The organism is Rhizobium sp. BK456 (assembly GCF_014194045.1).
GTDB classification, from domain to species: domain Bacteria; phylum Pseudomonadota; class Alphaproteobacteria; order Rhizobiales; family Rhizobiaceae; genus Rhizobium; species Rhizobium redzepovicii.
In genome coordinates this window covers 399,114-419,948 of the sequence record NZ_JACIAO010000004.1, presented here as the reverse complement: position 1 = coordinate 419,948, position 20,835 = coordinate 399,114, and the positions used below count along the sequence as shown (strand labels likewise).

Here is a 20,835-nt window from a genome sequence, read left to right as displayed (position 1 = left end):
CCTACCTTACCACCGATACTTAAGCGTCCCCGTCATGTTGCGGCCCTGGCCAAGATAGCAGAAGCCCTCGTTGCAGACGGTGTCCCGTTCGTCGGCGATGTTGCGGATATTGAAGGCCGCCGTCAGGCCTTCGTATTTCTTGTCGACCGCGCCGAAATCATATGAGGTGGATGCGTCGATGTAGAAGCTCGAGGGGTTCTTCGACGTATTGGCTGTATCCGTCCAGTTCTCGCTGACATAACGAACGCCCGCGCCGACAGACAGGCCATGGAACGGGTTGGTTTCCTGGAACGTATAATTGGCCCAGAGGCTCGCGACGTGCGAGGGTGTCAAGGCTGGCGTATTGCCCTCGTTTTCACCGCCTCCCGTCACTTCTGACTGGTTATAAGTGTAGGCCGCAATAAGGTCCCAGCCATCGGCTACCGCCGCGCGGGCTTCGAGTTCGATGCCCTTCCCGGTCACTTCACCGATCGATCCATAGGCAAACAACAGCGGATCGACCAGCACCGGCTTGTTCTTTTCGACGATGTGATAGGCAACGGCCGACAGGAGGATGTCGGAGCCCGGCGGCTGATATTTCACGCCGAGCTCGTACTGTTCACCCTCTGTCGGCGCCAGGATCTTGCCTGAGGTCGAACGGTTGGTCACCGGATCGAACGATGTGGCGTAGGAGACGAAGGGAGCAATGCCGTTATCGAAGAGGTAGAGGGCACCGGCTTGCCAGGAGAAGGCGTTCTTGTCGACCTCCTCCGAGCTGACCGCGGGCAAGGTCGCATCGCGCGTCTGGTTCACCCAGGTCTGCCGGCCGCCGAGGTTGAAGCGCCAATTCCCGACCTCGATCTGATCCATGGCGTAAATGCCGAGCTGCCGCAGGTCGGCATCGGAAGCCAAGATGCTATAGTCCGGCGTGGCGCCCGAGACACCGTAGGTCGGATTGGTGATATCGAAGTCGAACGCCGGATCAGCAGCACCGGCCCCGTAGCCAAAGCTCGACTGGAGATTGGTGTAGTCGAGCCCGAACAGCATCGTATGAGCCAACGGGCCCGTGTCGAACTTCGCTTCAAGCTGGTTGTCGACCTGGAAAACGTTCATTTCGTCGCGGATCGCATTCGTGCCGCGATGCGCGACAGTCCCGGTCCAGCTGGTCACGCCGAGATAGCGGGCCTCCAGGTCGAGATGCGAATAACGCAGGTTCTGCCGGAAGGTCAGGCCATTGTCGAATTCGTGTTCGAACTGATAGCCGATCTGCTGCTGCTTGACCTTCTGGTAGTCGTAGTCGGGATCGCTCGCCCTGAGCTCGTGGATCTTGCCGTCCAAGGTCGTGATCGCACCGACGTTGGAGTCGGTCTCGTCCGATTGCGCCAGGCCGTACACCGTGAAAGTCGTGCCCTCGTCAGGCTTCCAGGTAAACGACGGCGCCAGGAAATAGCGGTCGTCGGCAATGTCGAAATTGGTATCGCCACGACGAGCGAGGCCGACGATGCGATAGAGGAAATCGTCGTTGCCTTCGCTGATCGGCCCGCCGAAATCGAACATCCCCTGCACCCGATCCTTGGTGCCGTAGGTAATGCCAACCTCGCGGATCGGCTCCTCGGTCGGGAGCTTCGATATCTTGTTGACGAGGCCGCCCGGCGATCCCGCACCGTAGAGAACGGAAACCGGTCCCTTGATCACCTCGACGCGCTGGAGCTGATAGGGATCGGTGCGGAACATGCCATAATTGATATAGGGCTGGCGCAGGCTGTCACGAAAGTCCCCGACTGTCGTGATGTTGAAGCCGCGAATGTAGATCTGATCGAAGCGCGGATCGAAGCCGTTCGGCCCGGTCGTCACGCCGGCCGTATAGCGCACAGCCTCGATGATGCTTTGGGCGCCGCGCTGCTCGATTTCCTTCTCGGTGGTGACCGAGATGGAACGCGGCGTCTCGACGAGCGGCGTGCTGATCTTGGTCGCGCCCGAGCTGTTCTTGGCCGTAACCGACGTCCGGTCCGTCTTGCTATCAGAGGCTGCACCTTGAATGACGATCGGCTCCAGTGCCGTCGCGGTGTCACCTGTCGCCGCGCTCTGGGCGGCAGCCGGCGAGGCTGCAATACTGATCGCAACCAAAGCTGTCGTGGCAAACAGGCTATTTCTGTAAACTTGCGATACAATATTAGAAACGTTCAAAAAAACACGCGCCATTCTTGGTCCCTACCTCACGGATGCGGGCGGAACCTATGGAGCGGGGGGCCTCTTGTCAACATAAGATGATTATTTTCGTCACCTTTTAATCGACGAAATTACGGCTTTCGCCATTCCCGAAGAGGTTGTGCAGATCACTGGGCGCAGACCGCACCCTGGCTTGTGTTTCAACCGCCCAATCGAGACATCGAAGCGGAAGTTACTTTCCCGGGACAATGTTTTCAGAAGCCTCGCCCGCTGCAACGCCGGCATCCGTCTCACCTCGATCAGCCTGACCAATTGACAGATATCCTACAAGTATATATGTAGTGCGCATCTTATCGACGAAGCGAGAAAGCGACCCGGCATGACATTGAAATCGATGAAGCCGCTGACGCGCGCACCCCTGCTGCATGTCTCGGTGCAGGAAAGTCTGCGCGCCTATATCGACGACAATGGGCTGGCGCCCGGAACCCTGCTTCCGGCGGAAGGCGAGCTTGCCACCCAGCTCGGCGTCAGCCGCAATTCGCTGAGGGAGGGCATCAAGGCGCTGGAATCGCTCGGCGTGCTGGAGACACGGCGCGGCGTCGGCATTTTCGTGAAGGCGTTTTCCTTCGAGCCGCTTCTCGACAACCTCGCCTACGGCCTCGGCGGCGCCCTGCGGCAGATCGAGGAGGTGCTCGAAATCCGGCGCACGCTGGAGGTGGGACTGATCGGCAAGACGATCGATGTGATCGGCGAGGAGGACATCGGCGAACTGCGCGCCACCGTCGATCGAATGCGCGCCCATGCCGAGCGCGGCGAAACCTTTGCGGCAGACGACCAGCTGTTCCACCGGCTGCTGTTTCGCTGCCAGGACAACGAGACGCTCGTACGGCTGATCGATGTCTTCTGGCTCGCCTTCTACAAGGCGTCGGATTTCGTCAACCTCGAAAATACCGATCCGATGGCGACGTGGCGCGATCACGCCGCGATCGTCGATGCGATCGAGGCAAAGGATCTGGAGGAGGCGCGCCGGCGCCTGGATCGCCATTACGAGGGAATTGCCCGGGTGATCGCCAATAACAAGACAAGTGCAAACATGGGAGGAACGCATGAAAAGACTGTCTAGATTATCCGCTGTCGCGCTTGGCGCCCTGCTGTCGACAACAGCCATTCCGGCTCTTGTCGTTTCGGGCGCCGCGATTCAGGCTGAGGCCGCCACCCTGTCCGGCGGCTTCGATGTCGGTCCGGGAGGCTTCCAGGGCAACTTCAATCCGCTGGCGGCGACCGCCGGCTTCACCTGGCTCAGCATCTATTACGAACCGCTGATCACCTATGACGAGAAGTTGCAGAAAGTCGTCGGCGCGCTGGCGAACGCCTACGAGGTCAGCCCAGACCAGCTGACCTACACGTTCAAGCTCGCCGACGCCAAATGGCATGATGGCAAGCCCTTTACCGCCAAGGATGCGAAATTCACCCTGGGCCTTGCGACGGATGCGAAAACCGGCTCGGTGCTCGCGGCCCGGCTGAAGGGCATATCGTCCGTCGAGACGCCGGACGATCACACCGTCGTCATCAAGCTTAGCGCACCCAGCAGCAGTTTTCTCGACACGATGACCAAGGTGATGATGCTGCCCGAGCATGCGCTCGCCGCCATACCGGCCGACCAGTTGGCAAAGAACACCTGGTGGTCCACCGCGCCGATCGGCACCGGTCCCTTCAAATTCACCAAATACGTCTCGGATCAGTATGTCGAGCTTGCCGCAAACACCGATTATCGCGGTGGCAAACCGGCACTGGAGCGCGTCATCAATCGCTATTTCGCCAACCCGGCCGCAGCGATCGCGGCGCTGAGATCCGGCGAAATCCAGTTCACCTATGTCGATTCCAACGACGTGCCGACCTTCAAGGACAACAAGGACTTCAAGGTCATCGAAGGCAACTCTTTCGTGGTCAACTATCTGGGCTTCAACCACGATTCCCCGATCTGGAAGGATCTGCGCATCCGCCAGGCGGTGATGTATGCGATCAATCGCGATGCCATCATCCAGAGCCTCTATGGCGGCGCGGCCAAACCGGCCAACTGCGCTTATGTCGCCGAACAGCTGATACCCCAAGGCATCGACAGCTACGCCTACGATCCCGAGAAGGCCAAGAAACTGCTTAAGGAAGCCGGCTGGGATCAGATCAACGGCGGCAAGCCGATCACGCTTCTGACCTATTACACCACGCCGCTTGCCACCAACGTCCTTGCCGCAGTCCAGGCGATGCTTGCCCAGGTCGGTATCAACATCGTGCCGCGCGCCGTCGATGCGCCGACCTATAATAGCATCGTGCTCAATGCGACGCCGGATATTGCCCAGTTCCAAATGGTTTACGCCGGGCTGCAGAACGGGCCTGATGCCGGAAGCATCAATGTCGGCCTCAACGAGAAACAAATCCCTCCGGCAGGACCGAATGTCGCCAGAGTGCGTATGCCCGATCTCACCAAGGCGCTGGATAGCGCGCTTGCCGAGCCCGACAGCGCCAAGCGAGATGCGGCCTACCAGGACGTCTGCAGGGTGATGAACACCAACCTGCCCTGGGCGACGCTCTGGGTGGCAAACCGTTACGGCATCGTCTCGACCAAGGCGAAGGATTTTGTCTGGACGCCGGCGCCGGGCGGCGGCCCCTACCAGGCCGACCCGCAGAAATGGTCGATGGCCGAATAACGGTTTCCGCAAAGGCTCAAGGGTGGCTTCGGCCACCCTGACAGGACGGCCCAACAAGACGGCCCGACAGACGGATTGACGATGCTCCGATACAGTCTTAGACGCCTGATCATAGGAACAGGCATGCTCGTCGCCCTGAGCATGCCGATCTTCCTGCTGCTGCGCCTGACACCCGGCGATCCGATCGATGCCTATATCGATCCGAACCTGCCGATGTCGCCGTCGGATCTTGCCGATCTGCGCCGACGCCTCGGGCTCGACCAGCCCTTGCCCGTCCAGTATCTGGGCTGGCTGCAGCAGGCACTGGCGGGCAATCTCGGTTATTCGATCAAGCGTCTCGACCAGCCAGTTCTTGGTCTGGTACTGTCGCGGATCGGGCCGACGGTGCTGTTGATGGGCACCGCACTTGCCTTCGCCATCATAGCCGGCATCGCCTGCGGGGTGATCGGCGCCGTCCGCCGCAATTCGCTTGCCGATCTCTCCTTGTCGGTGACAGCGCTTGCCGGCATTTCGAGCCCTGCATTCCTCAGCGCGCTGATCGGCCTCTATATCTTCTCCGTCCGTCTGCACTGGATGCCGTCAGGCGGCATGCTGACGCCGGGCGAGGAGTTCTCGGTGGGCGATCTCCTCCACCATCTGATCCTGCCGGCGGCACTTCTGTCTGTCGCGCAAGCCGCATTGATCATGCGTTACATGCGCGCTTCGCTGCTCGAAGTCCTGAACCAGGATTACGTGCGCACAGCCCGCGCCAAGGGCGTTCGCGAGTTCTGGGTCATCACCAAGCATGCCTTGCGCAATGCGCTTCTTCCCATCGTCACCCTGATCGGCTCCACCATCGGGCTTGCGATCGGCGGCGCCATCTTCATCGAGAGCGTTTTCAATTGGCCCGGCATGGGTCTTTTGCTCGTCGATGCCGTACAGACGCGCGACTACCCCGTCATCATGGGCGCGACGCTGATCATCGGCGCCTGCGTTATCACAGTCAACCTTCTGACCGACATCACCTATGCGGTCGTCGACCCGCGCATCAAGGTGGGCTGATCATGCTGGCACGCGCCCCCCAACGCCGCAGCCCGGGGCCGCTTGCCCGCGCCTCCAGCCGTTTCCTGATCAACCGCGCAGCGGTTGCCGGCATCTGCATGGCCGTTCCGATGCTGCTGCTGATCCTTTCCTATCCGCTCTGGTGGACTTTCCAGCCGAATGACATCGATCTTCTGGCGATGAACAGCGGCCCGAGCACAACGCACTGGTTCGGAACCGACGGCGTCGGCCGCGATGTCTTCGCGCGCGTGCTCGAAGGCGGCCGGATCTCGCTGCTGGTCGCCATCGCATCGACCGCGCTTTCGGCGGTCATCGGTTTTCTGTTTGGAGCGATCTCGGCACTTGCGGGCCGGTGGGCGGACGCCGTCTCGATGCGCTTCATCGATCTGGTGATGACCCTGCCGCCCGTCATCTTCCTGCTCGTGCTCGCTTCGATCGCCGGCACCGGAATCTGGCCGACGGTGCTGGTCATCTCACTGCTCTCCTGGCCGCTGCTGGCCCGGATGATCCGCTCCCGGCTGCTGGAATTGCGCGAGCGCGACTTCGTCCTGGCCGCTCGCGGCATGGGCGCCGGCATCGGACATCTGCTCTTCCGCCACGGCCTGCCGAACTCGATCGATATCCTCGTGGTCTACGCGACGCTGCAAATCGCCAATGCCATCCTGCTCGAGGCGGGCCTATCCTTTCTCGGTCTCGGCATCGCCCCGCCGGCGGCAAGCTGGGGCAACATGCTGAACGCGGCCCGCTCGACCGCGGTGCTCGAACAATATCCGTGGCAATGGCTCTTCCCCGGCGCCGCGCTGATCCTTGCCGTCCTGGCAATCAACTTCATTGGCGATGGCCTCAGAGATGCCTTCGATCCGCGTGCCGAACTGAACTGACAATCGAAAGAAGCGAAAATGACCAAATTCAAGGGTGTCGTCCCTCCCGTCGTAACACCGCTCAATCCAGATCTCACCATCGACTACCCATCCTATACACGCGTGCTCGAGCATCTGATCGATGCCGGCTGCCATGGCGTATTCGTGCTCGGCTCGACGAGCGAGGTGATTTTCCATGACGAAAAGACCCGGCGCGAAATCATCGAACATTCGGCCAAGGTGGTGAATGGGCGCGTGCCGCTGATCGTCGGCGTCATTGACCCGACCACGGATCGCGTCATCGCTCATGCGAAGGTCGCAAAGGCCGCCGGTGCCGACGCGGTCGTGGTGACGGCTCCATTCTATACGGTCACCAACCAGTCCGAGATCCTCGACCACTTCCGCTATATCCGCGACGCGGTGGACATTCCGCTAATCGCCTACGACATTCCGGTCTGCGTTCATATCAAGCTGCAGCGCCAGACCGTGGTCACGCTCGCCAGGGAAGGCGCCATCATCGGCCTCAAGGATTCCAGCGGCGACGACGGCAACTTTCGTTATGCGCTCCTCGATCTCGCCGAGCACAAGGACGTCTTCCTAATGACCGGCTCCGAGATCGTCGTCGACACCGCCCTGCTGATGGGCGCCCACGGCGTCGTTCCCGGCATCGCCAATGTCGATCCGCACGGCTATGTCAGGCTCTGGGAAGCCGCGCAGCGCGGCGACTGGGTCGCAGCCAGGAAAGAGCAGGAGCGGCTCTGCCGCCTGTTCGAAATCGTCTGGGTCGCCCAGGGCCGCGTCAGCGGCGGCGCAGCGGGCATCGGCGCGTTCAAGACCGCCATGCAAAGCCTCGGCATCATCGACAGCGCCGTCATGCCGCGACCGCGCGCCTCCCTCAACGATGCGGAAACCGCACGGATCGACGAGATACTGCGCGCAACCGGCCTGTTGAACTGAGCCGGCCGATGGAACAGGCGACCGAACCGCTGCTCGACATCAGGGGATTGCGAACGATCTTCCGCATCCGCGGCGGCGAGATCGCGGCGGTCAATGATATAGACCTGACCGTCGCCGCCGGCGAGACGCTGGCGCTCGTCGGCGAATCCGGCTCCGGCAAGTCCGTCACCAGCCTGTCGGTCATGCGGCTGCTGACGCGCAACATCGGTGTGATCGCCGCCGGCAGCATCCGCCTGACGACGAGAAGCGGCACGGTCCGGGATCTTGTTTCGCTTGATGAAGAGAGCATGCGCAGGATCAGGGGCGACGAGATCGGCATGGTGTTCCAGGAGCCGATGTCGAGCCTCAATCCCGTTTTCACGATCGGCGACCAGATCGCCGAGCCGATCCGCATCCATCGCGGCGCGAACCGGAAGGCGGCATTGAACGCAGCCGTTACGCTGCTTGAAAGCGTCGGCATACCGGACGCCCGGCGCCGCGCCGGCCAATATCCGCACGAATTGTCGGGCGGCATGCGCCAGCGCGCCACCATCGCCATGGCACTTGCCTGCGATCCGGCGCTGCTGATCGCCGATGAGCCGACCACGGCGCTCGACGTGACGATCCAGGCCCAGATCCTCGATCTGCTGCTCAAGCTGCAACGCGAGCGCGGCATGGCCATGCTCTTCGTCACCCACAATCTCGGCGTGGTCGCCGAAATCGCCCATCGCGTCGCGGTGATGTATGCCGGAAGGATTGTCGAAGAAGGGCCAGTCGGCGAGGTTTTCCGCAATCCGAAGCACCCCTACACGATGGGCCTTCTTGCCTCCATGCCGCGCCTCGGCGACGCATCGCGGATGAAACAGGCGGGCGAAAAACTCTCTGCCATTCCCGGCATGGTCCCGAGCCTGATGAGCATGCCGAGCGGCTGCGCCTTTTCCCCGCGCTGCAAATTCGCCATCGATGCCTGTCGCGCCGCGATTCCGGTACTCGAACAGGTCAATCCGCAACACCGCAGCCGCTGCATCAGATGGCAGGAGATCTAGATGAGCGCACCGCTGCTCTCCGTCCGCGACCTCTCGAAACATTATACGTCCCGCGGCACGCGGCTGAACATTCTTGAGGGCATCTCCTTCGACATCGGCAAGGGGGAGGTCGTCGGGCTTGTCGGCGAATCCGGCAGCGGAAAGACCACGATCGGGCGTTCCGTCCTTCGGCTGGTCGAACCTTCCTCAGGCAGTGTCCGCTTCGACGGGCAGGAGCTCACCGGACTTTCCGCCTCGGCGTTGAGGCGGCAACGGCCGCGCATGCAGTATGTTTTCCAGGACCCTTTCGCCAGTTTGTCGCCGCGCATGACGATCGGCGAGATCCTGACGGAGGGCCTGAAGATCCAGGGGATCGGATCGACACGCGACAGGCTTGAACGAGCGCAAGCCGCGTTGGCCCAGGTCGATCTGCCTGCCGATGCGATCCATCGCTACGCGCATGAATTTTCCGGCGGCCAGCGCCAGCGCATCGGCATCGCCCGGGCATTGACCTTGTCGCCGGAATTCATCGTCGCCGACGAGCCGGTCTCGGCCCTCGACGTCTCGATCCAGGCGCAGGTGATCAACCTCTTGCGCGAGCTGCAGCAGCGGCTTGGGCTTACCATGCTGTTCATCTCGCATGACCTCGCCGTCGTCGAATATATTTGCGACCGGGTGATCGTGCTCTATCTCGGCCGCATCATGGAGATCGCCGCAAGTGCCGATCTCTATGCGAGACCGCAGCATCCCTATACGCGCGCGCTTCTCTCGGCGATCCCTTCACCCGATCCGGATGCCCGCCGTGACAGGCAGATCCTGAAAGGCGATATTCCAAGCCCGGCCGATCCGCCGAGCGGATGCGTCTTTCGCACGCGCTGTCCGAGTGCGCTCGATGCCTGTGCCGCCGCCGTTCCGCCATTGCGGGAAATCGCGCCCGGCCATTTCAAGGCCTGCATCCGCGACGACCTCAACTGATCCGTCATCTAGAGCATGATGCCGAAAAGTGTGAGCGGTTTTCGGGCGAAATCATGCTCTAACTCTCTAATTTAGAACAGGATTCAGATCCTAGACCAACCGGGCCTAAAACCATCCTGTTCTGGGGGAAAACAGATGAATGCGAAGACGCCGCATCCGGCCATCGGCGGAAACTGGGCGAGCCTGCTTCTGCCGATCGCAGCCGACGACAGCATCGAATTCGATAAGCTCGGCGAAGAGATCGACATACTCATCGATGCCGGCGTCGACGGCATCTATTCGAACGGCACCGCCGGCGAATTCCACAATCAGACGGAGGAGGAATTCGACAGGATCCAGGCGATGCTGGCCGAACGCTGCAAGGCTTCCTCCACGCCATTCGTGATCGGCGCCTGCCAGCCCGACCCACGGATCATGCTCGATCGCCTCCGTCGCGCCGCGGTACTCGATCCCCGCGCCATTCAGGTCATATTGCCTGACTGGTGGCCGCTCACCGATGCCGAGGCGGTCGACTTCCTGAAACGAGCCGCCGAGGCGGCCGGCGGAATTGCGCTCATCCTCTACAATCCGCCGCATGCAAAACGGGTGCTGGCGCCAAAAGAGCTGAGCATGCTCTGCGCGGCAGTGCCTGAGCTTATCGGCATCAAGCTCGCCGATGGAGACGCTTCCTGGTATGCCGAAGCACGCCGGCATCTATCCGGGATTTCGCTCTTCGTCCCCGGCCATCATCTCGCCACCGGCATCAAGGAAGCGATCGCTGCCGGCTCCTTTTCCAATGTGGCCTGCCTTAGTCCTCACGGTGCTCAGGCCTGGACGGTGTCGATGCGAAACGAACTCGACGCCGCCCTCGATCTGGAACGACGCATCTGCATGTTCATGGACGCCCATATCGTCCCCTTTCGCCAGCAATTCGGCTATTCGAACGCCGCTCTCGACAAGCTTTTGAGCTGCATCGGCAATTGGGGACCCGTAGGCACCCGTCTGCGTTTTCCTTACCGTTCGATAGACACGGAAGAAGCGGTCAGGTTGCGACACATCGCCCGCTCCGAACTTCCCGACCTTTTCCTCTGAGTTTGCTTAAAGAAGGGGCTTTCCGATATGGCGCGGAACGAAAAGCTCTACCATCCCAGGCGGGCCGATATCTTGCTGGAGGCCTCCTTCAGCAGAACGATGAAGCGGTCGACATCGCTTTTTTGCGTGCGAAAGGCCGGGGCGCCGACATTCACCGCGGCGATCACGGATCCATCGAATGCCAGAACCGGCACCGAGACGGAGACGAGTTGCTCGCTGACTTCACCATAACTCACACAAAATCCCTGGCGGCGGATTTTATCCAATTCAGCAACCAGCTTGCCACGATCCGTGATCGTGCGCTTGGTCAGCCGCGGTAAAGTCTCGGGGATCATTTGCAACTGCACCTGGGGCTGAAGATAGGCGAGAAGCACCTTGTACGAGCCCGCCGTGAGCGGCCGTCTTCGACCGATCATCGCCTGCACCCGCAAGTCGCGCATCGGTTCGAACTTTGCGATGCACAGGGATTCCCCATTGTCGATGATCCTGAGCTGGGTCGTTTCGTTCGCCTTCTGGCCGACTTCTTCAAGGATAGGATTGGCTATTCGCACCAGATCAACCTGTGTCGATGCAGCGGTCCCGAGAATGATCGCAGTCGTCCCCAGCCGGTAAGTGCCCGTCTCGCTCTTCCGCACCAGGCCGCGCCGTTCCAGTGTGCGTAACATGCGCAAAATTCTCGGCTTGGTTTCCCCGAGGTTCTGCGCCACCTCGGTCAGTCTGATATCTGGGTTTTTGGCGACATTCAGCAATACCTCGATGCAGACATCAACAGATTGCACGATATTGCTTTTTGATGGTTGTCTTTTGTCCATGGGACCAGAATTTTCTCCGCGACCAGAGCCGAAGGATTGGCATAGATTCGGGTTACGCTTATCGTAACGCACTTGTTTTCCGTTTGACAGCCCCCTTGAGCGCCCCTTACCAATTTGTGTCAAGAGTGGACGGGAACCTGCTCGTACCGACCAAGCAGGGTCGGCCTAAAAACGCTAAACCGGGATGGAAGAAATGGCCGCAAAAACATTAACGCGGGCAGCGATCGGGCTGCTTGGAACGATTGCTATTCCTGCAATGGTCGTCGCACAGGAAACCCCGCTGACGATCGGGATGTCGACGACGCCGACGACGCTGGATCCCCATGAAGACAGTTCGGCTCCCAACAATGCGACCTCGCGCCATATCTGGGACAGCCTGATAAACCTCACGGGAACGTCGGCAAATGCGCCGGAACTCGCCACCGAATGGAAGGTCGTCGACCCCACCCACTGGGAATTCAAGCTGCGGAAGGGCGTGAAATTCCATGACGGCAGCGAGTTCAACGCCGATGACGTCATTGCTTCGCTTCTGCGTGCCCGCGACAAGCCCAGCCAGAGCTTTGCTTCCTACACCCGCAATATTGTCAATGTCACGGCAACGGATCCCTATACCATCGTCGTCGAGACAAAGGTTCCGGATCCGATCCTGCTGAATTCCGTCAGCCGAATTCGCATTATCAGCGCCGATTGCAAGGAGGCGCCAGTCCAGGATTTCGACAACGGCAAGTGTGCAATCGGAACCGGGGCCTATTCCTTCGTCTCCTATTCGCCAGGCAGCAACCTGACCTTGAAGCGCAATGACAGCTATTTCGCTGGCCCCTCGCACTGGTCGAACGTCACGCTGCGCTTCCTGCCCGATGACGGCGCCCGTCTGGCATCGCTTCTTTCCAACGAGATCGACATTGTCGAAACCCTTCCTGCCGATGGAATGGCACGCGTGGAAGCGAGCGATAATCTGCAAGTCATCAACGGCCTGTCTTCCCGCTTCGTTTATCTTGGCCTCGATGTCAGCCGCGATGTTTCGCCTTTCGTGAAGGCTGCGGATGGCTCCGATCTCGACAAGAACCCGCTCAAGGATGAACGGGTGCGTCGCGCAATGCTGATGTCGATCAACCGGCCGGCAATCGTCGACCGCGTCATGCAGAAGAACGGCACGGTGGCCGACCAGTTCGTCGCCCAAGGCTATGCGGGCTATTCCGAAAAAGTCGAGAAGGTGGGTTATGATCCCGCCGCCGCCAAGGCGCTTCTGGCCGAGGCCGGTTATCCCGATGGCTTCAGCCTGACCCTGCATGGCCCCTCTGGCCGTTACGTCAAGGACGCCGAAGTTCTGCAGGCGGTCGGCCAGATGTTCACGCGCATCGGCATCAAATCGAAAGTCGAGGTGCTGCCCTGGTCGATGTATTCGGAAGCCTATTCAAAAGGTACCTACAGCACCTATTTCGGCTCCTGGGGTGTGAACACCGGCGAAACCACCAATCCGACTGTTGCGCTGGTCGCCACGCGCGACGAGAAAAAAGGGACCGGCAGATATAATGGCGGCGGCGTGTCCGATCCGAAGATCGACGAGGTGCTGGCCAAGGCCAGTTCGACGCTCGATGAAGCCCAACGCGCGCCCCTTCTCGAGGAACTGTCGACCGAGACCTTCAACAACCTCTGGCTCCTGCCGATGCACTACGAAAACGTCGTGCTGGGCGCAAAGAAGACCGTGTCCTACACCCCGCGCGGCGACAAATATACGCTTGCTTACGACGTGAAGCCGGCGGACTAATGCATGCCGTCCAAAAGCGTGCCGCAGTTTTGGGACAAATAAAGATTTGAAGTGCGTCGCGTCGATCCATTCGATGCGACGCGGTTTAAAACAGCAGCATGGGGTCGCACCAAGGCCGTCCCTTTCTTCATCTCCCAGGAGTCATTCATGCAGGAACTTGGAACGGGCGAAGCCGTCGCCCGGGCGAAGGCCATCTATGACTATGGCCAGACGGCCATCTTCGCCTCTCAGGCCGATCCCCGCCTCCATATGGTGCTTTATGTGCCACCGACGGCGGCAGACGGCCGCAAGCTCGACCTCCTGGTCGCGGTCCATGGCACCGGGCGCACGTCGGCCATCGACTTCCGCGACGGTTTTGCCGAATTCGGGCTCTACAACGACTGTGCCATCCTTTGCCCGATATTCCCGGTCGGCGTTCTCGGTGACGGTGCGCGTTCCGGCTACAAGTTCCTTGAGGAAGGTGACATCCGCTACGATCAAGTCGTCCTCGCCATGGTTGAGGAGATGGCCGACAAATACCGCCAGGACTGGTCAAAATTCGCCATGTTCGGCTTCTCCGGCGGCGGGCATTTCGTGCACCGTTTCGCAATCCTGCATCCGGAAAAGCTCTGGGCGGCATCCATCGGCGCACCTGGTTCCGTCACCCTTCTGGATCCGACGCGTGACTGGTGGGTCGGCATTCGGGATCTGGAGGCGCGCTTCGGCAAGTCCTTCCGGCTCGAAGATCTCGCCAAGGTTCCGGTGCATATGATCGTCGGCGATGCCGATCTGGAGACCTGGGAAATCACCCACAAGCCGGGCGGCAAATACTACATGGATGGCGCCAACGACGCCGGCAAGACGCGGCCGGAGCGCCTCGCCGCCCTGGCGAGTTCATTCCGCGAAGCGGGTGTCGATGTGACGTTCGATCGTGTTCCAGGCGTCTCTCACGACCGGATGAAAGTTCTCGGCCACGTCAAAGCCTTCCTGGCAAAGGTGCTCGAGGAGCGTCGCGCGAAATGAGAAATGCAACGATCGTAGCGCCTCAGCCGGAGGCAGTCGAAGCCGGTGCGGAAGTTCTCGAACGCGGCGGCAATGCCATCGACGCAGCACTCGCCTGTGCCTTCGTCCAAGGTGTGGTCGACCCGCAGATGGCTGGCATCGGCGGCTTCGGCTCCATGCATGTCTACATGCCGAAAAAGGGCGTGCACGAGGTCCTCGAATTTTATGCGCGCGCGCCGTTGAAGGCCGCGCCGGACATGTGGCTCGACAAGATCAAGCACCAGAGCCGCGACGGTTTCGGCTATGTGCTTGAAGGCAATATTTCCGATATCGGCTATCTTGCCGTCTGCACCCCCGGCTCGCTCAAGGGCTATGAGACCGCGCTGCGCGACTACGGCACCTTCGATTGGGCCGATCTCATCAAGCCGGCTATCCGACTTGCCCGTGACGGTTTCATGATCCGAAACCACATGCACTGGTATTGGGCCAAGGACCAGTCGAACGACGGTTTTGCCAACACGCTCGACAAGCTGCGCTTTTCTGCAACCGGCCGGAAAGTCTATTTCCACGACGACGGCACGCTCAAGAATGTCGGCGACCTGCTCGTCAACAAGGACATGGCAGAGACCCTCGAACGCATCGCGCGAAGCGGCGGCTCGGACATCTTCTATCATGGCGAACTGGCCGAGCAGATCGCCAACGATTTCAAGGCAAATGGCGGCTTGATCGATCGGGAGGATCTGGCGCGTTACGAATTGTCGAAGGTAGAGCCGGTTTGGGGCGACTACCGCGACAACCGCATCGCCACCTCACCTCCGCCAGGCTCAGGCTTCCCGATGCTGGAACTCCTGCATATCATGGAGCAGTTCGACGTCGGCTCGCTGCAGCATGGCAGCGCCGATCATGTCCGCATCCTGTTCGAAGCCATGAAGCGGATGACGATCGACAAGGACGCGCATATGGGCGATCCAGTCTATGTCGACGTGCCCTATGAGAAGCTGCTGTCGAAAGAACATGCAAAGGCGCATGCCAGCGCGATCAAGGCCCGCGAGATCGCCAGTGTTTCGCGTCTTGATAGGTCGCAGCGCGACACCACGCATATCTCGGTGATCGACAAGGACGGCAATGCCGTCGCGATGACCCACACCCTCGGCAGTCCCTCGGGCGCGATCACTGACGGCCTCGGCTTCATGTACAATGGCACGATGAGCCGCTTTAATCCGCTTCCGGGCAAGCCCGGCTCCATCGCGCCCGGCAAGCGGCGTCCCAGCTCGGCGGCACCGACGATCGTCTTCAAGGGCGATGAGCCCAGCATCGTCATCGGAGCGCCAGGCGGCAGCTATATCGCGCCCGCCGTTGCGCAATGCCTGATGAACATGATCGATTTCGACATGTCGGTGCTCGAAGCCGTCTCGGCGCCGAGGATCGTAGGGGTGTCAAACACGATCGACATCTGCAATCGCATTCGACACTCTGTCGAAGACGAACTGCGGGCGCAAGGCTATCAGGTGGCGCGGTCGCCGCAGACATATGCGTTCGCCGCAGTCCACGCGATCAAGATTGACGGCGGCATCTCGAAAGGCGCGGCCGATCCGCAGCGCGACGGGATGGCGATCTCTGTCGCCTAAATTCAAAAATGTTACAGCGTCCTTTGCGGCTCTCGAAAAGACGCGCTGCGCTGTAGGGAGAGGTTCAATGGTCACATCCATTATCAGGCGGTTGATACAGGCGCTGTTCGTCATTGTCGCGATGACGATCATTGTCTTTATCGGCGTCAATGTGATCGGCAACCCGGTCGACATCCTCATCAACCCGGACGCCAATCAGGCGGAGCGGGCACTCGTCATTGCGCATTACGGTCTGGATCAGCCGCTGTGGAAACAGTATCTGCTGTTTCTCCAAGGGCTTCTGCACGGGGACTTCGGCAACAGCTTCGTTTATGGGCGGCCGGCGCTGGGTCTGATCCTCGAACGTCTCCCGGCGACGCTCGAACTGGCGATCACGGCTCTTGTCATTGCACTGCTGTTCGGCTTGCCGCTTGGGCTGTATGCAGGGCTCTACCCCAATCGGATCTCCTCCAAGCTGATCATGAGCGGCTCGATTCTGGGCTTCTCGCTTCCGACCTTCTGGGTCGGTCTGATGCTGATCATGGTGTTTTCCGTCGAGCTCGGCTGGTTGCCGACGAATGGCCGCGGCCCGACGCAGGAACTGCTCGGCGCACAATGGTCGTTTCTGACGGCAGACGGCATCCGGCACCTTTTATTGCCGGCCTTCAACCTGGCTCTGTTCAAGACGTCGCTCATTCTTCGGCTGACCCGTGCCGGCGTGCAGGAGGTCCTCCCCCAGGACTATGTGAAGTTTGCCCGCGCCAAGGGATTGCGAGAGCGGCGGATCATTTCCGTGCACGTTCTGAAGAACCTGATGATCCCGGTGGTGACGATTATCGGTCTCGAGTTCGGGTCACTCATCGCCTTTTCGGTCGTCACCGAAAGCATCTTTGCGTGGCCGGGCATGGGCAAGTTGATCATCGACTCGATCAACCTTCTCGATCGCCCCGTCATCGTTGCCTACCTGATGATGATGGTGCTGCTCTTCGTCGTCCTCAATTTCATCATCGACATCTGTTATACCCTTCTGGATCCGCGGGTCCGGCTGGAAGGAAAGGCTTGACCCCATGGCCGAACCACATACGCAAGACACAAGCGCTCCAACGCCCGAACCCAGTCGTCTGTCGAAGGGGATCGCGGATTTCTTCAGCTCTCCGGCAGCCGCGATCGCCTTCCTCACGCTGCTGATCATCTGTTGCCTGGCGCTGTTTGCGCCATGGATCTCTCCGCAAAATCCCTATGATTTGATGCAGCTCGACATCATGGATGGACGACTGCCGCCGGGGTCCGAATCCATGACCGGGCTCGTCTATCACCTCGGTACCGACAGCCAGGGCCGCGATATCCTGTCCGGCATCCTCTATGGGCTGCGCACCTCTTTGCTGGTGGGCGTTCTGTCGGCGTTCGCCGCTGCCATCATCGGAACCTCAGCCGGCCTGTTCGCTGCTTACATGGGAGGGCGCACGGAAACCGCGATGATGCGGCTCGTCGACCTGCAACTGTCGTTTCCCACAATATTGATGGCGCTCATGATGCTTGCCGTGCTTGGCAAGGGCGTGCCGAATGTCGTGATCGCACTCATCATTGCCGAGTGGGCGACCTATGCCCGAACCGTCCGCGGCACCGCTCTGGTCGAGCGCGAGAAGGAATATATCGAGGCGGCCCGGATGCTGCGCCTGCCCGGATGGCGCATCCTCTTCAGGCACCTACTACCGAACTGTCTTGCGCCGGTCATCGTCATCGCCACGATGCAGATCGCCCGGGCAATCGGTCTCGAAGCAACCTTGTCCTTCCTCGGTCTCGGTGCATCTGTGACCGAACCCTCGCTCGGCATGCTGATCTCGACGGGCTACCAGTATCTTCTGACGGGCCTCTACTGGATCAGCTTCTTTCCCGGCATTGCCCTTCTGGTCACGATCGCGGCGATCAATCTCGTCGGTGACCGGCTGCGCGATGTGCTCAACCCGAGGAACATGTCATGATCCCATTGCTGCAAGTGAGTAATCTTGTCACCGAATTCGGCGGCGGCAGGGGACGCCCCAGCCTTTGCGCCGTCAATGATGTGTCGTTCACGGTTGAACGCGGCAAGGTCCTGGGTCTCGTGGGAGAATCCGGATCCGGAAAGTCGGTGACCGGCTTCTCGATCATGCGGCTCCTCGATAAACCCGGCCGGGTTGCCGGCGGCCGGATCATCTTCGATGGCGCCGACATCGCGAAATATTCGGACGAAGAGATGCGGCAGCTGCGCGGCAAGCGGATCGCCATGGTATTCCAGGATCCGACGATGACGCTCAACCCGGTCCTGACGGTCGGGACGCAGATGGTGGAAGCCGTTCAGGCACACGAGCGAGTCCCGAAGGATGCCGCCCGGCAGCGGGCGCGGGATGCTTTGGCGCAGGTCGGAATACCAAGCCCTGAAGAGAGGCTTGCCGCCTATCCGCATCAATTTTCCGGCGGAATGCGCCAGCGCGTGGCGATTGCCATCGCGCTTCTTCACAAGCCGGACCTTATCATCGCCGATGAACCGACAACGGCGCTTGATGTGACGATCCAGAGCCAGATCATTTCCGAATTCCAGAAACTCACCGAAGAGGGAAATACGGCGGTGATCTGGATCACCCACGATCTGGCGATCGTTTCAAGATTGGCCGACGAGATCGCCGTCATGTATGCCGGCCGCCTCGTCGAGACCGGACCGGTGGGCAAGGTTCTGACTGATCCTCACCATCCCTACACTGCCGGTCTGATCGCGTCGGTGCCTTCGCAAAACAGACGCGGAGAGCCCCTTCACCAGATCCGCGGCATGACACCTGCCATCAACCGCCTCCCGCAGGGATGCAGTTTTCGTACGCGCTGTGATCGAGCAACCGACGGCTGTCTGGTCATGCCGGCGCTCATGCCGGAAGGCGACCGCTCTTTCCGCTGCATTCATCCCGTTACGAAAGAGATAGCATGATGACGGCGATCGCCACGCCCCTGATCGAAGCGAGGAACGTGTCGCAGCGCTTCGGAGCCAAACCGGACCTCGCCGCCAAGATCGCGCTCAAGCTCAAGCTGGCCAAACCCGCGCCTGTCGTTCACGCGCTTGACAACGTCAGCCTCAGCGTTCGGCCCGGAGAGGTTGTCGGCCTTGTCGGTGAAAGCGGCTGCGGGAAGTCGACGCTCGGCCGCACCATTGGAGGGATCACCTCGCCGAGCCAGGGTCACATTCTCTGGAAGGGGATGGATCGAAGCGCCATGTCGAAAGGCGAGCAGCATCAGTTCGGTCTCGCCAGCCAGATGATTTTCCAGAACCCGATGGCGGCTCTCAATCCGCGCATGACCGTCGAGGAGCTTATCTGGGAGGCGCCTCGAACGCATGGGCTTGCCCGCTCGGCGGAGCGCGACGCCTATGTCGACAGATATTTGATGCTGGCCGGTTTCGACCCGGCCATGAAAAAGCGATACCCGCACCAGTTTTCCGGTGGCCAGCGGCAGCGCGTCAATATTGCGCGCGCGCTCGCCGTGCAGCCGAAATTCCTCGTCTGTGACGAAAGCGTTGCAGCGCTCGACGTTTCCATCCAGGCTCAGGTCATCAACCTGTTCATGGAACTTCGTGACAAGCTTGACCTGACCTATTTGTTCGTCAGTCATGATCTCGGCGTTGTGGAACATATTTCCGACCGGGTTGCGATCATGTATCTCGGCCGCATCGTCGAAGAGGCGCCCGTCGAGGAGGTTTTCAGGCGGCCCAATCATCCTTACACGAAAGCGCTCTTGGCCGAGGTGCCGCGCATCGAACCCGGCAAGCGACAGTTCAAGCCCGTCGATGGCGAACTCCCCAGCCCGATAAACCCGCCGGAAGGCTGTCACTTCCATCCGAGATGCCCGTTTGCGATGGATCGCTGCCGTCTGGAAGTGCCGGTGAAAAAGGAAATTGCACCGCGGCACCTGTCGGCTTGCCATCTCAACGATGCATAACCCCCAACCAACGGGACTCGCTCCTGGAGCCGCGCGCGTGGTCGACCGCATGGCATCAGGACTGCTGACAAGGATCCATCCGTTCAAGTGGTCGCGAGTTTGCAGGGTGTAGCGTTCTCCTCCCAAGTAACCGTTGAAGCAAATATATCCAGAAGACCGCAACTCGATCCGGGTCTTTAAGAAGGAGAACAATTTTCTGTTGTCGCAAATGAAAAATCTGATTTACTGATACTCCGCTGCTTGGCTTTAAGGGGGATATTGCCGATGCCGGGGACCCGCAGGGAAATTTTGCTTGGTGGTTTGGCGTTACTTGGCGCCGGTGCGGTCGGCAGACCGGCATTCGCCGCAGCCTCGTCCTATTTTGATGGCACCATCGTCGACAATGGCGTGACGTTCCGAGGGACCAACTTCGCCAAGATCGACAAGAAATGGCACCGTCAGGTCGTCAAATATTTCAGCAGCGAGCCGATCGGCACCGTCGTCGTCGATACAAGGCACCATTTTCTCTACGTGATCATGGAGAACAAAACCGCCATTCGCTACGGAGTCGGCGTCGGCCGCGAGGGTTTTAAATGGTTCGGCCGCGCCACGATCGACGCCAAGTCGCTTTGGCCGCGCTGGACGCCGCCGCCGGAGATGCGCAAGCGCCATCCCGAACTGCCCGAATTCGTCGCAGGTGGTTCACCGAAGAACCCGCTCGGCCCCCGCGCCATGTATCTGCATCGCGATGGCGTCGACACCGGCTATCGCTTCCATGGCACGCTCGAGCCCTGGAGCATCGGCAAGGATGCCTCCAGCGGCTGTATCCGCATGTTCAACGAAGACGCCATCGACCTTTACCAGCGTTGCCCGATCGGCACGGCCGTCCAAGTTCTGCCGCATATTGCCGACCAGGCCGAAAGCACCACGCAGGTCAGCCAAACAACCCCGGTCGAATAAGGAATAT

The 20,835-nt window shown here is 60.4% G+C and carries 18 protein-coding genes; 16 read left to right on the top strand and 2 right to left on the bottom strand.

All coding sequences use genetic code 11. The features are described from left to right. Window positions 1–6 precede the first annotated feature (6 nt). The gene (locus tag FHX03_RS14740; RefSeq protein WP_183854266.1) at window positions 7–2,181 is read right to left on the bottom strand and encodes a TonB-dependent siderophore receptor; all 2,175 of its coding nucleotides are present in this window, start codon (window positions 2,179–2,181) and stop codon (window positions 7–9) included. A gap of 346 nt (window positions 2,182–2,527) precedes the next feature. Between FHX03_RS14740 and FHX03_RS14735 the strand changes: the two genes are divergently transcribed. The 8 genes from FHX03_RS14735 (at window position 2,528) to FHX03_RS14700 (ending at window position 10,761) form a co-directional block, all read left to right on the top strand. Beyond that, window positions 2,528–3,271, top strand: a complete 744-nt coding sequence (locus FHX03_RS14735; protein WP_097624289.1) for a FadR/GntR family transcriptional regulator — start codon at window positions 2,528–2,530, stop codon at window positions 3,269–3,271. Further along, a complete protein-coding gene (locus tag FHX03_RS14730; RefSeq protein WP_097624288.1) occupies window positions 3,255–4,853 on the top strand; it encodes an ABC transporter substrate-binding protein in 1,599 nt (532 codons plus the stop codon). The genes FHX03_RS14735 and FHX03_RS14730 overlap by 17 nt, the downstream gene beginning before the upstream one ends. Before the next feature lie 81 nt (window positions 4,854–4,934). Further along, a complete protein-coding gene (locus FHX03_RS14725; protein WP_183854265.1) occupies window positions 4,935–5,894 on the top strand; it encodes an ABC transporter permease in 960 nt (319 codons plus the stop codon). A gap of 2 nt (window positions 5,895–5,896) precedes the next feature. Beyond that, window positions 5,897–6,775, top strand: a complete 879-nt coding sequence (locus FHX03_RS14720; RefSeq protein ID WP_183854263.1) for an ABC transporter permease — start codon at window positions 5,897–5,899, stop codon at window positions 6,773–6,775. 18 nt (window positions 6,776–6,793) lie between these two features. Next, window positions 6,794–7,711 (top strand): dihydrodipicolinate synthase family protein, encoded by a 918-nt coding sequence (locus tag FHX03_RS14715; RefSeq protein WP_183854261.1) that lies wholly within the window; start codon window positions 6,794–6,796, stop codon window positions 7,709–7,711. Between the two features lie 8 nt (window positions 7,712–7,719). Then, window positions 7,720–8,736, top strand: a complete 1,017-nt coding sequence (locus tag FHX03_RS14710; protein WP_183854259.1) for an ABC transporter ATP-binding protein — start codon at window positions 7,720–7,722, stop codon at window positions 8,734–8,736. Beyond that, window positions 8,737–9,690 (top strand): ABC transporter ATP-binding protein, encoded by a 954-nt coding sequence (locus FHX03_RS14705; protein WP_183854257.1) that lies wholly within the window; start codon window positions 8,737–8,739, stop codon window positions 9,688–9,690. It abuts the gene before it with no gap. A gap of 135 nt (window positions 9,691–9,825) precedes the next feature. Continuing rightward, a complete protein-coding gene (locus FHX03_RS14700; protein WP_183854255.1) occupies window positions 9,826–10,761 on the top strand; it encodes a dihydrodipicolinate synthase family protein in 936 nt (311 codons plus the stop codon). Between the two features lie 47 nt (window positions 10,762–10,808). Here FHX03_RS14700 and FHX03_RS14695 read toward each other — a convergent pair whose 3' ends face one another. After that, window positions 10,809–11,573: an IclR family transcriptional regulator gene (locus FHX03_RS14695; protein ID WP_183854253.1), complete on the bottom strand. Its 765-nt coding sequence runs from the start codon at window positions 11,571–11,573 to the stop codon at window positions 10,809–10,811. A gap of 193 nt (window positions 11,574–11,766) precedes the next feature. Here FHX03_RS14695 and FHX03_RS14690 point away from each other — a divergent pair, with 193 nt between their 5' ends. The 8 genes from FHX03_RS14690 to FHX03_RS14655 all read left to right on the top strand — a co-directional run bounded on the left by FHX03_RS14690 (window position 11,767) and on the right by FHX03_RS14655 (window position 20,828). Beyond that, window positions 11,767–13,341, top strand: coding sequence for an ABC transporter substrate-binding protein (locus tag FHX03_RS14690; protein ID WP_183854251.1), 1,575 nt, complete (start codon window positions 11,767–11,769; stop codon window positions 13,339–13,341). A gap of 147 nt (window positions 13,342–13,488) precedes the next feature. Next, window positions 13,489–14,343 carry an alpha/beta hydrolase gene (locus FHX03_RS14685; protein ID WP_183854249.1) on the top strand — a complete coding sequence of 285 codons (855 nt, stop codon included), beginning with the start codon at window positions 13,489–13,491 and terminating at the stop codon, window positions 14,341–14,343. Then, window positions 14,340–15,950 carry a gamma-glutamyltransferase gene (ggt, locus tag FHX03_RS14680; RefSeq protein WP_183854247.1) on the top strand — a complete coding sequence of 537 codons (1,611 nt, stop codon included), beginning with the start codon at window positions 14,340–14,342 and terminating at the stop codon, window positions 15,948–15,950. Before FHX03_RS14685 ends, ggt begins: the two co-directional genes overlap by 4 nt. Before the next feature lie 67 nt (window positions 15,951–16,017). Continuing rightward, on the top strand, window positions 16,018–16,992 hold the full coding sequence (locus tag FHX03_RS14675; protein WP_183854245.1) for an ABC transporter permease: 975 nt from the start codon (window positions 16,018–16,020) through the stop codon (window positions 16,990–16,992). A 4-nt stretch (window positions 16,993–16,996) separates the two neighbouring features. Beyond that, on the top strand, window positions 16,997–17,911 hold the full coding sequence (locus FHX03_RS14670) for an ABC transporter permease (RefSeq protein ID WP_183854243.1): 915 nt from the start codon (window positions 16,997–16,999) through the stop codon (window positions 17,909–17,911). Beyond that, window positions 17,908–18,885 carry an ABC transporter ATP-binding protein gene (locus tag FHX03_RS14665; RefSeq protein ID WP_183854241.1) on the top strand — a complete coding sequence of 326 codons (978 nt, stop codon included), beginning with the start codon at window positions 17,908–17,910 and terminating at the stop codon, window positions 18,883–18,885. The genes FHX03_RS14670 and FHX03_RS14665 overlap by 4 nt, the downstream gene beginning before the upstream one ends. Further along, window positions 18,885–19,889 carry an ABC transporter ATP-binding protein gene (locus FHX03_RS14660; protein WP_183854239.1) on the top strand — a complete coding sequence of 335 codons (1,005 nt, stop codon included), beginning with the start codon at window positions 18,885–18,887 and terminating at the stop codon, window positions 19,887–19,889. The genes FHX03_RS14665 and FHX03_RS14660 overlap by 1 nt, the downstream gene beginning before the upstream one ends. 264 nt (window positions 19,890–20,153) lie before the next feature. Further along, window positions 20,154–20,828: a L,D-transpeptidase gene (locus tag FHX03_RS14655; RefSeq protein ID WP_183854237.1), complete on the top strand. Its 675-nt coding sequence runs from the start codon at window positions 20,154–20,156 to the stop codon at window positions 20,826–20,828. Window positions 20,829–20,835 lie beyond the last annotated feature (7 nt).

What these genes read in the sequence shown, in the direction of transcription:
- FHX03_RS14700 (WP_183854255.1), top strand. Translation starts at nt 9,826, where the DNA reads ATGAATGCGAAGACGCCGCATCCGGCCATCGGCGGAAACTGGGCGAGC.
- FHX03_RS14710 (WP_183854259.1), top strand. Translation starts at nt 7,720, where the DNA reads ATGGAACAGGCGACCGAACCGCTGCTCGACATCAGGGGATTGCGAACG.
- ggt (WP_183854247.1), top strand. Translation starts at nt 14,340, where the DNA reads ATGAGAAATGCAACGATCGTAGCGCCTCAGCCGGAGGCAGTCGAAGCC.
- FHX03_RS14690 (WP_183854251.1), top strand. Translation starts at nt 11,767, where the DNA reads ATGGCCGCAAAAACATTAACGCGGGCAGCGATCGGGCTGCTTGGAACG.
- FHX03_RS14715 (WP_183854261.1), top strand. Translation starts at nt 6,794, where the DNA reads ATGACCAAATTCAAGGGTGTCGTCCCTCCCGTCGTAACACCGCTCAAT.
- FHX03_RS14695 (WP_183854253.1), bottom strand. Translation starts at nt 11,573, where the DNA reads ATGGACAAAAGACAACCATCAAAAAGCAATATCGTGCAATCTGTTGAT.
- FHX03_RS14685 (WP_183854249.1), top strand. Translation starts at nt 13,489, where the DNA reads ATGCAGGAACTTGGAACGGGCGAAGCCGTCGCCCGGGCGAAGGCCATC.
- FHX03_RS14670 (WP_183854243.1), top strand. Translation starts at nt 16,997, where the DNA reads ATGGCCGAACCACATACGCAAGACACAAGCGCTCCAACGCCCGAACCC.
- FHX03_RS14720 (WP_183854263.1), top strand. Translation starts at nt 5,897, where the DNA reads ATGCTGGCACGCGCCCCCCAACGCCGCAGCCCGGGGCCGCTTGCCCGC.
- FHX03_RS14740 (WP_183854266.1), bottom strand. Translation starts at nt 2,181, where the DNA reads ATGGCGCGTGTTTTTTTGAACGTTTCTAATATTGTATCGCAAGTTTAC.
- FHX03_RS14660 (WP_183854239.1), top strand. Translation starts at nt 18,885, where the DNA reads ATGACGGCGATCGCCACGCCCCTGATCGAAGCGAGGAACGTGTCGCAG.
- FHX03_RS14655 (WP_183854237.1), top strand. Translation starts at nt 20,154, where the DNA reads ATGCCGGGGACCCGCAGGGAAATTTTGCTTGGTGGTTTGGCGTTACTT.
- FHX03_RS14675 (WP_183854245.1), top strand. Translation starts at nt 16,018, where the DNA reads ATGGTCACATCCATTATCAGGCGGTTGATACAGGCGCTGTTCGTCATT.
- FHX03_RS14725 (WP_183854265.1), top strand. Translation starts at nt 4,935, where the DNA reads ATGCTCCGATACAGTCTTAGACGCCTGATCATAGGAACAGGCATGCTC.
- FHX03_RS14705 (WP_183854257.1), top strand. Translation starts at nt 8,737, where the DNA reads ATGAGCGCACCGCTGCTCTCCGTCCGCGACCTCTCGAAACATTATACG.
- FHX03_RS14665 (WP_183854241.1), top strand. Translation starts at nt 17,908, where the DNA reads ATGATCCCATTGCTGCAAGTGAGTAATCTTGTCACCGAATTCGGCGGC.
- FHX03_RS14735 (WP_097624289.1), top strand. Translation starts at nt 2,528, where the DNA reads ATGACATTGAAATCGATGAAGCCGCTGACGCGCGCACCCCTGCTGCAT.
- FHX03_RS14730 (WP_097624288.1), top strand. Translation starts at nt 3,255, where the DNA reads ATGAAAAGACTGTCTAGATTATCCGCTGTCGCGCTTGGCGCCCTGCTG.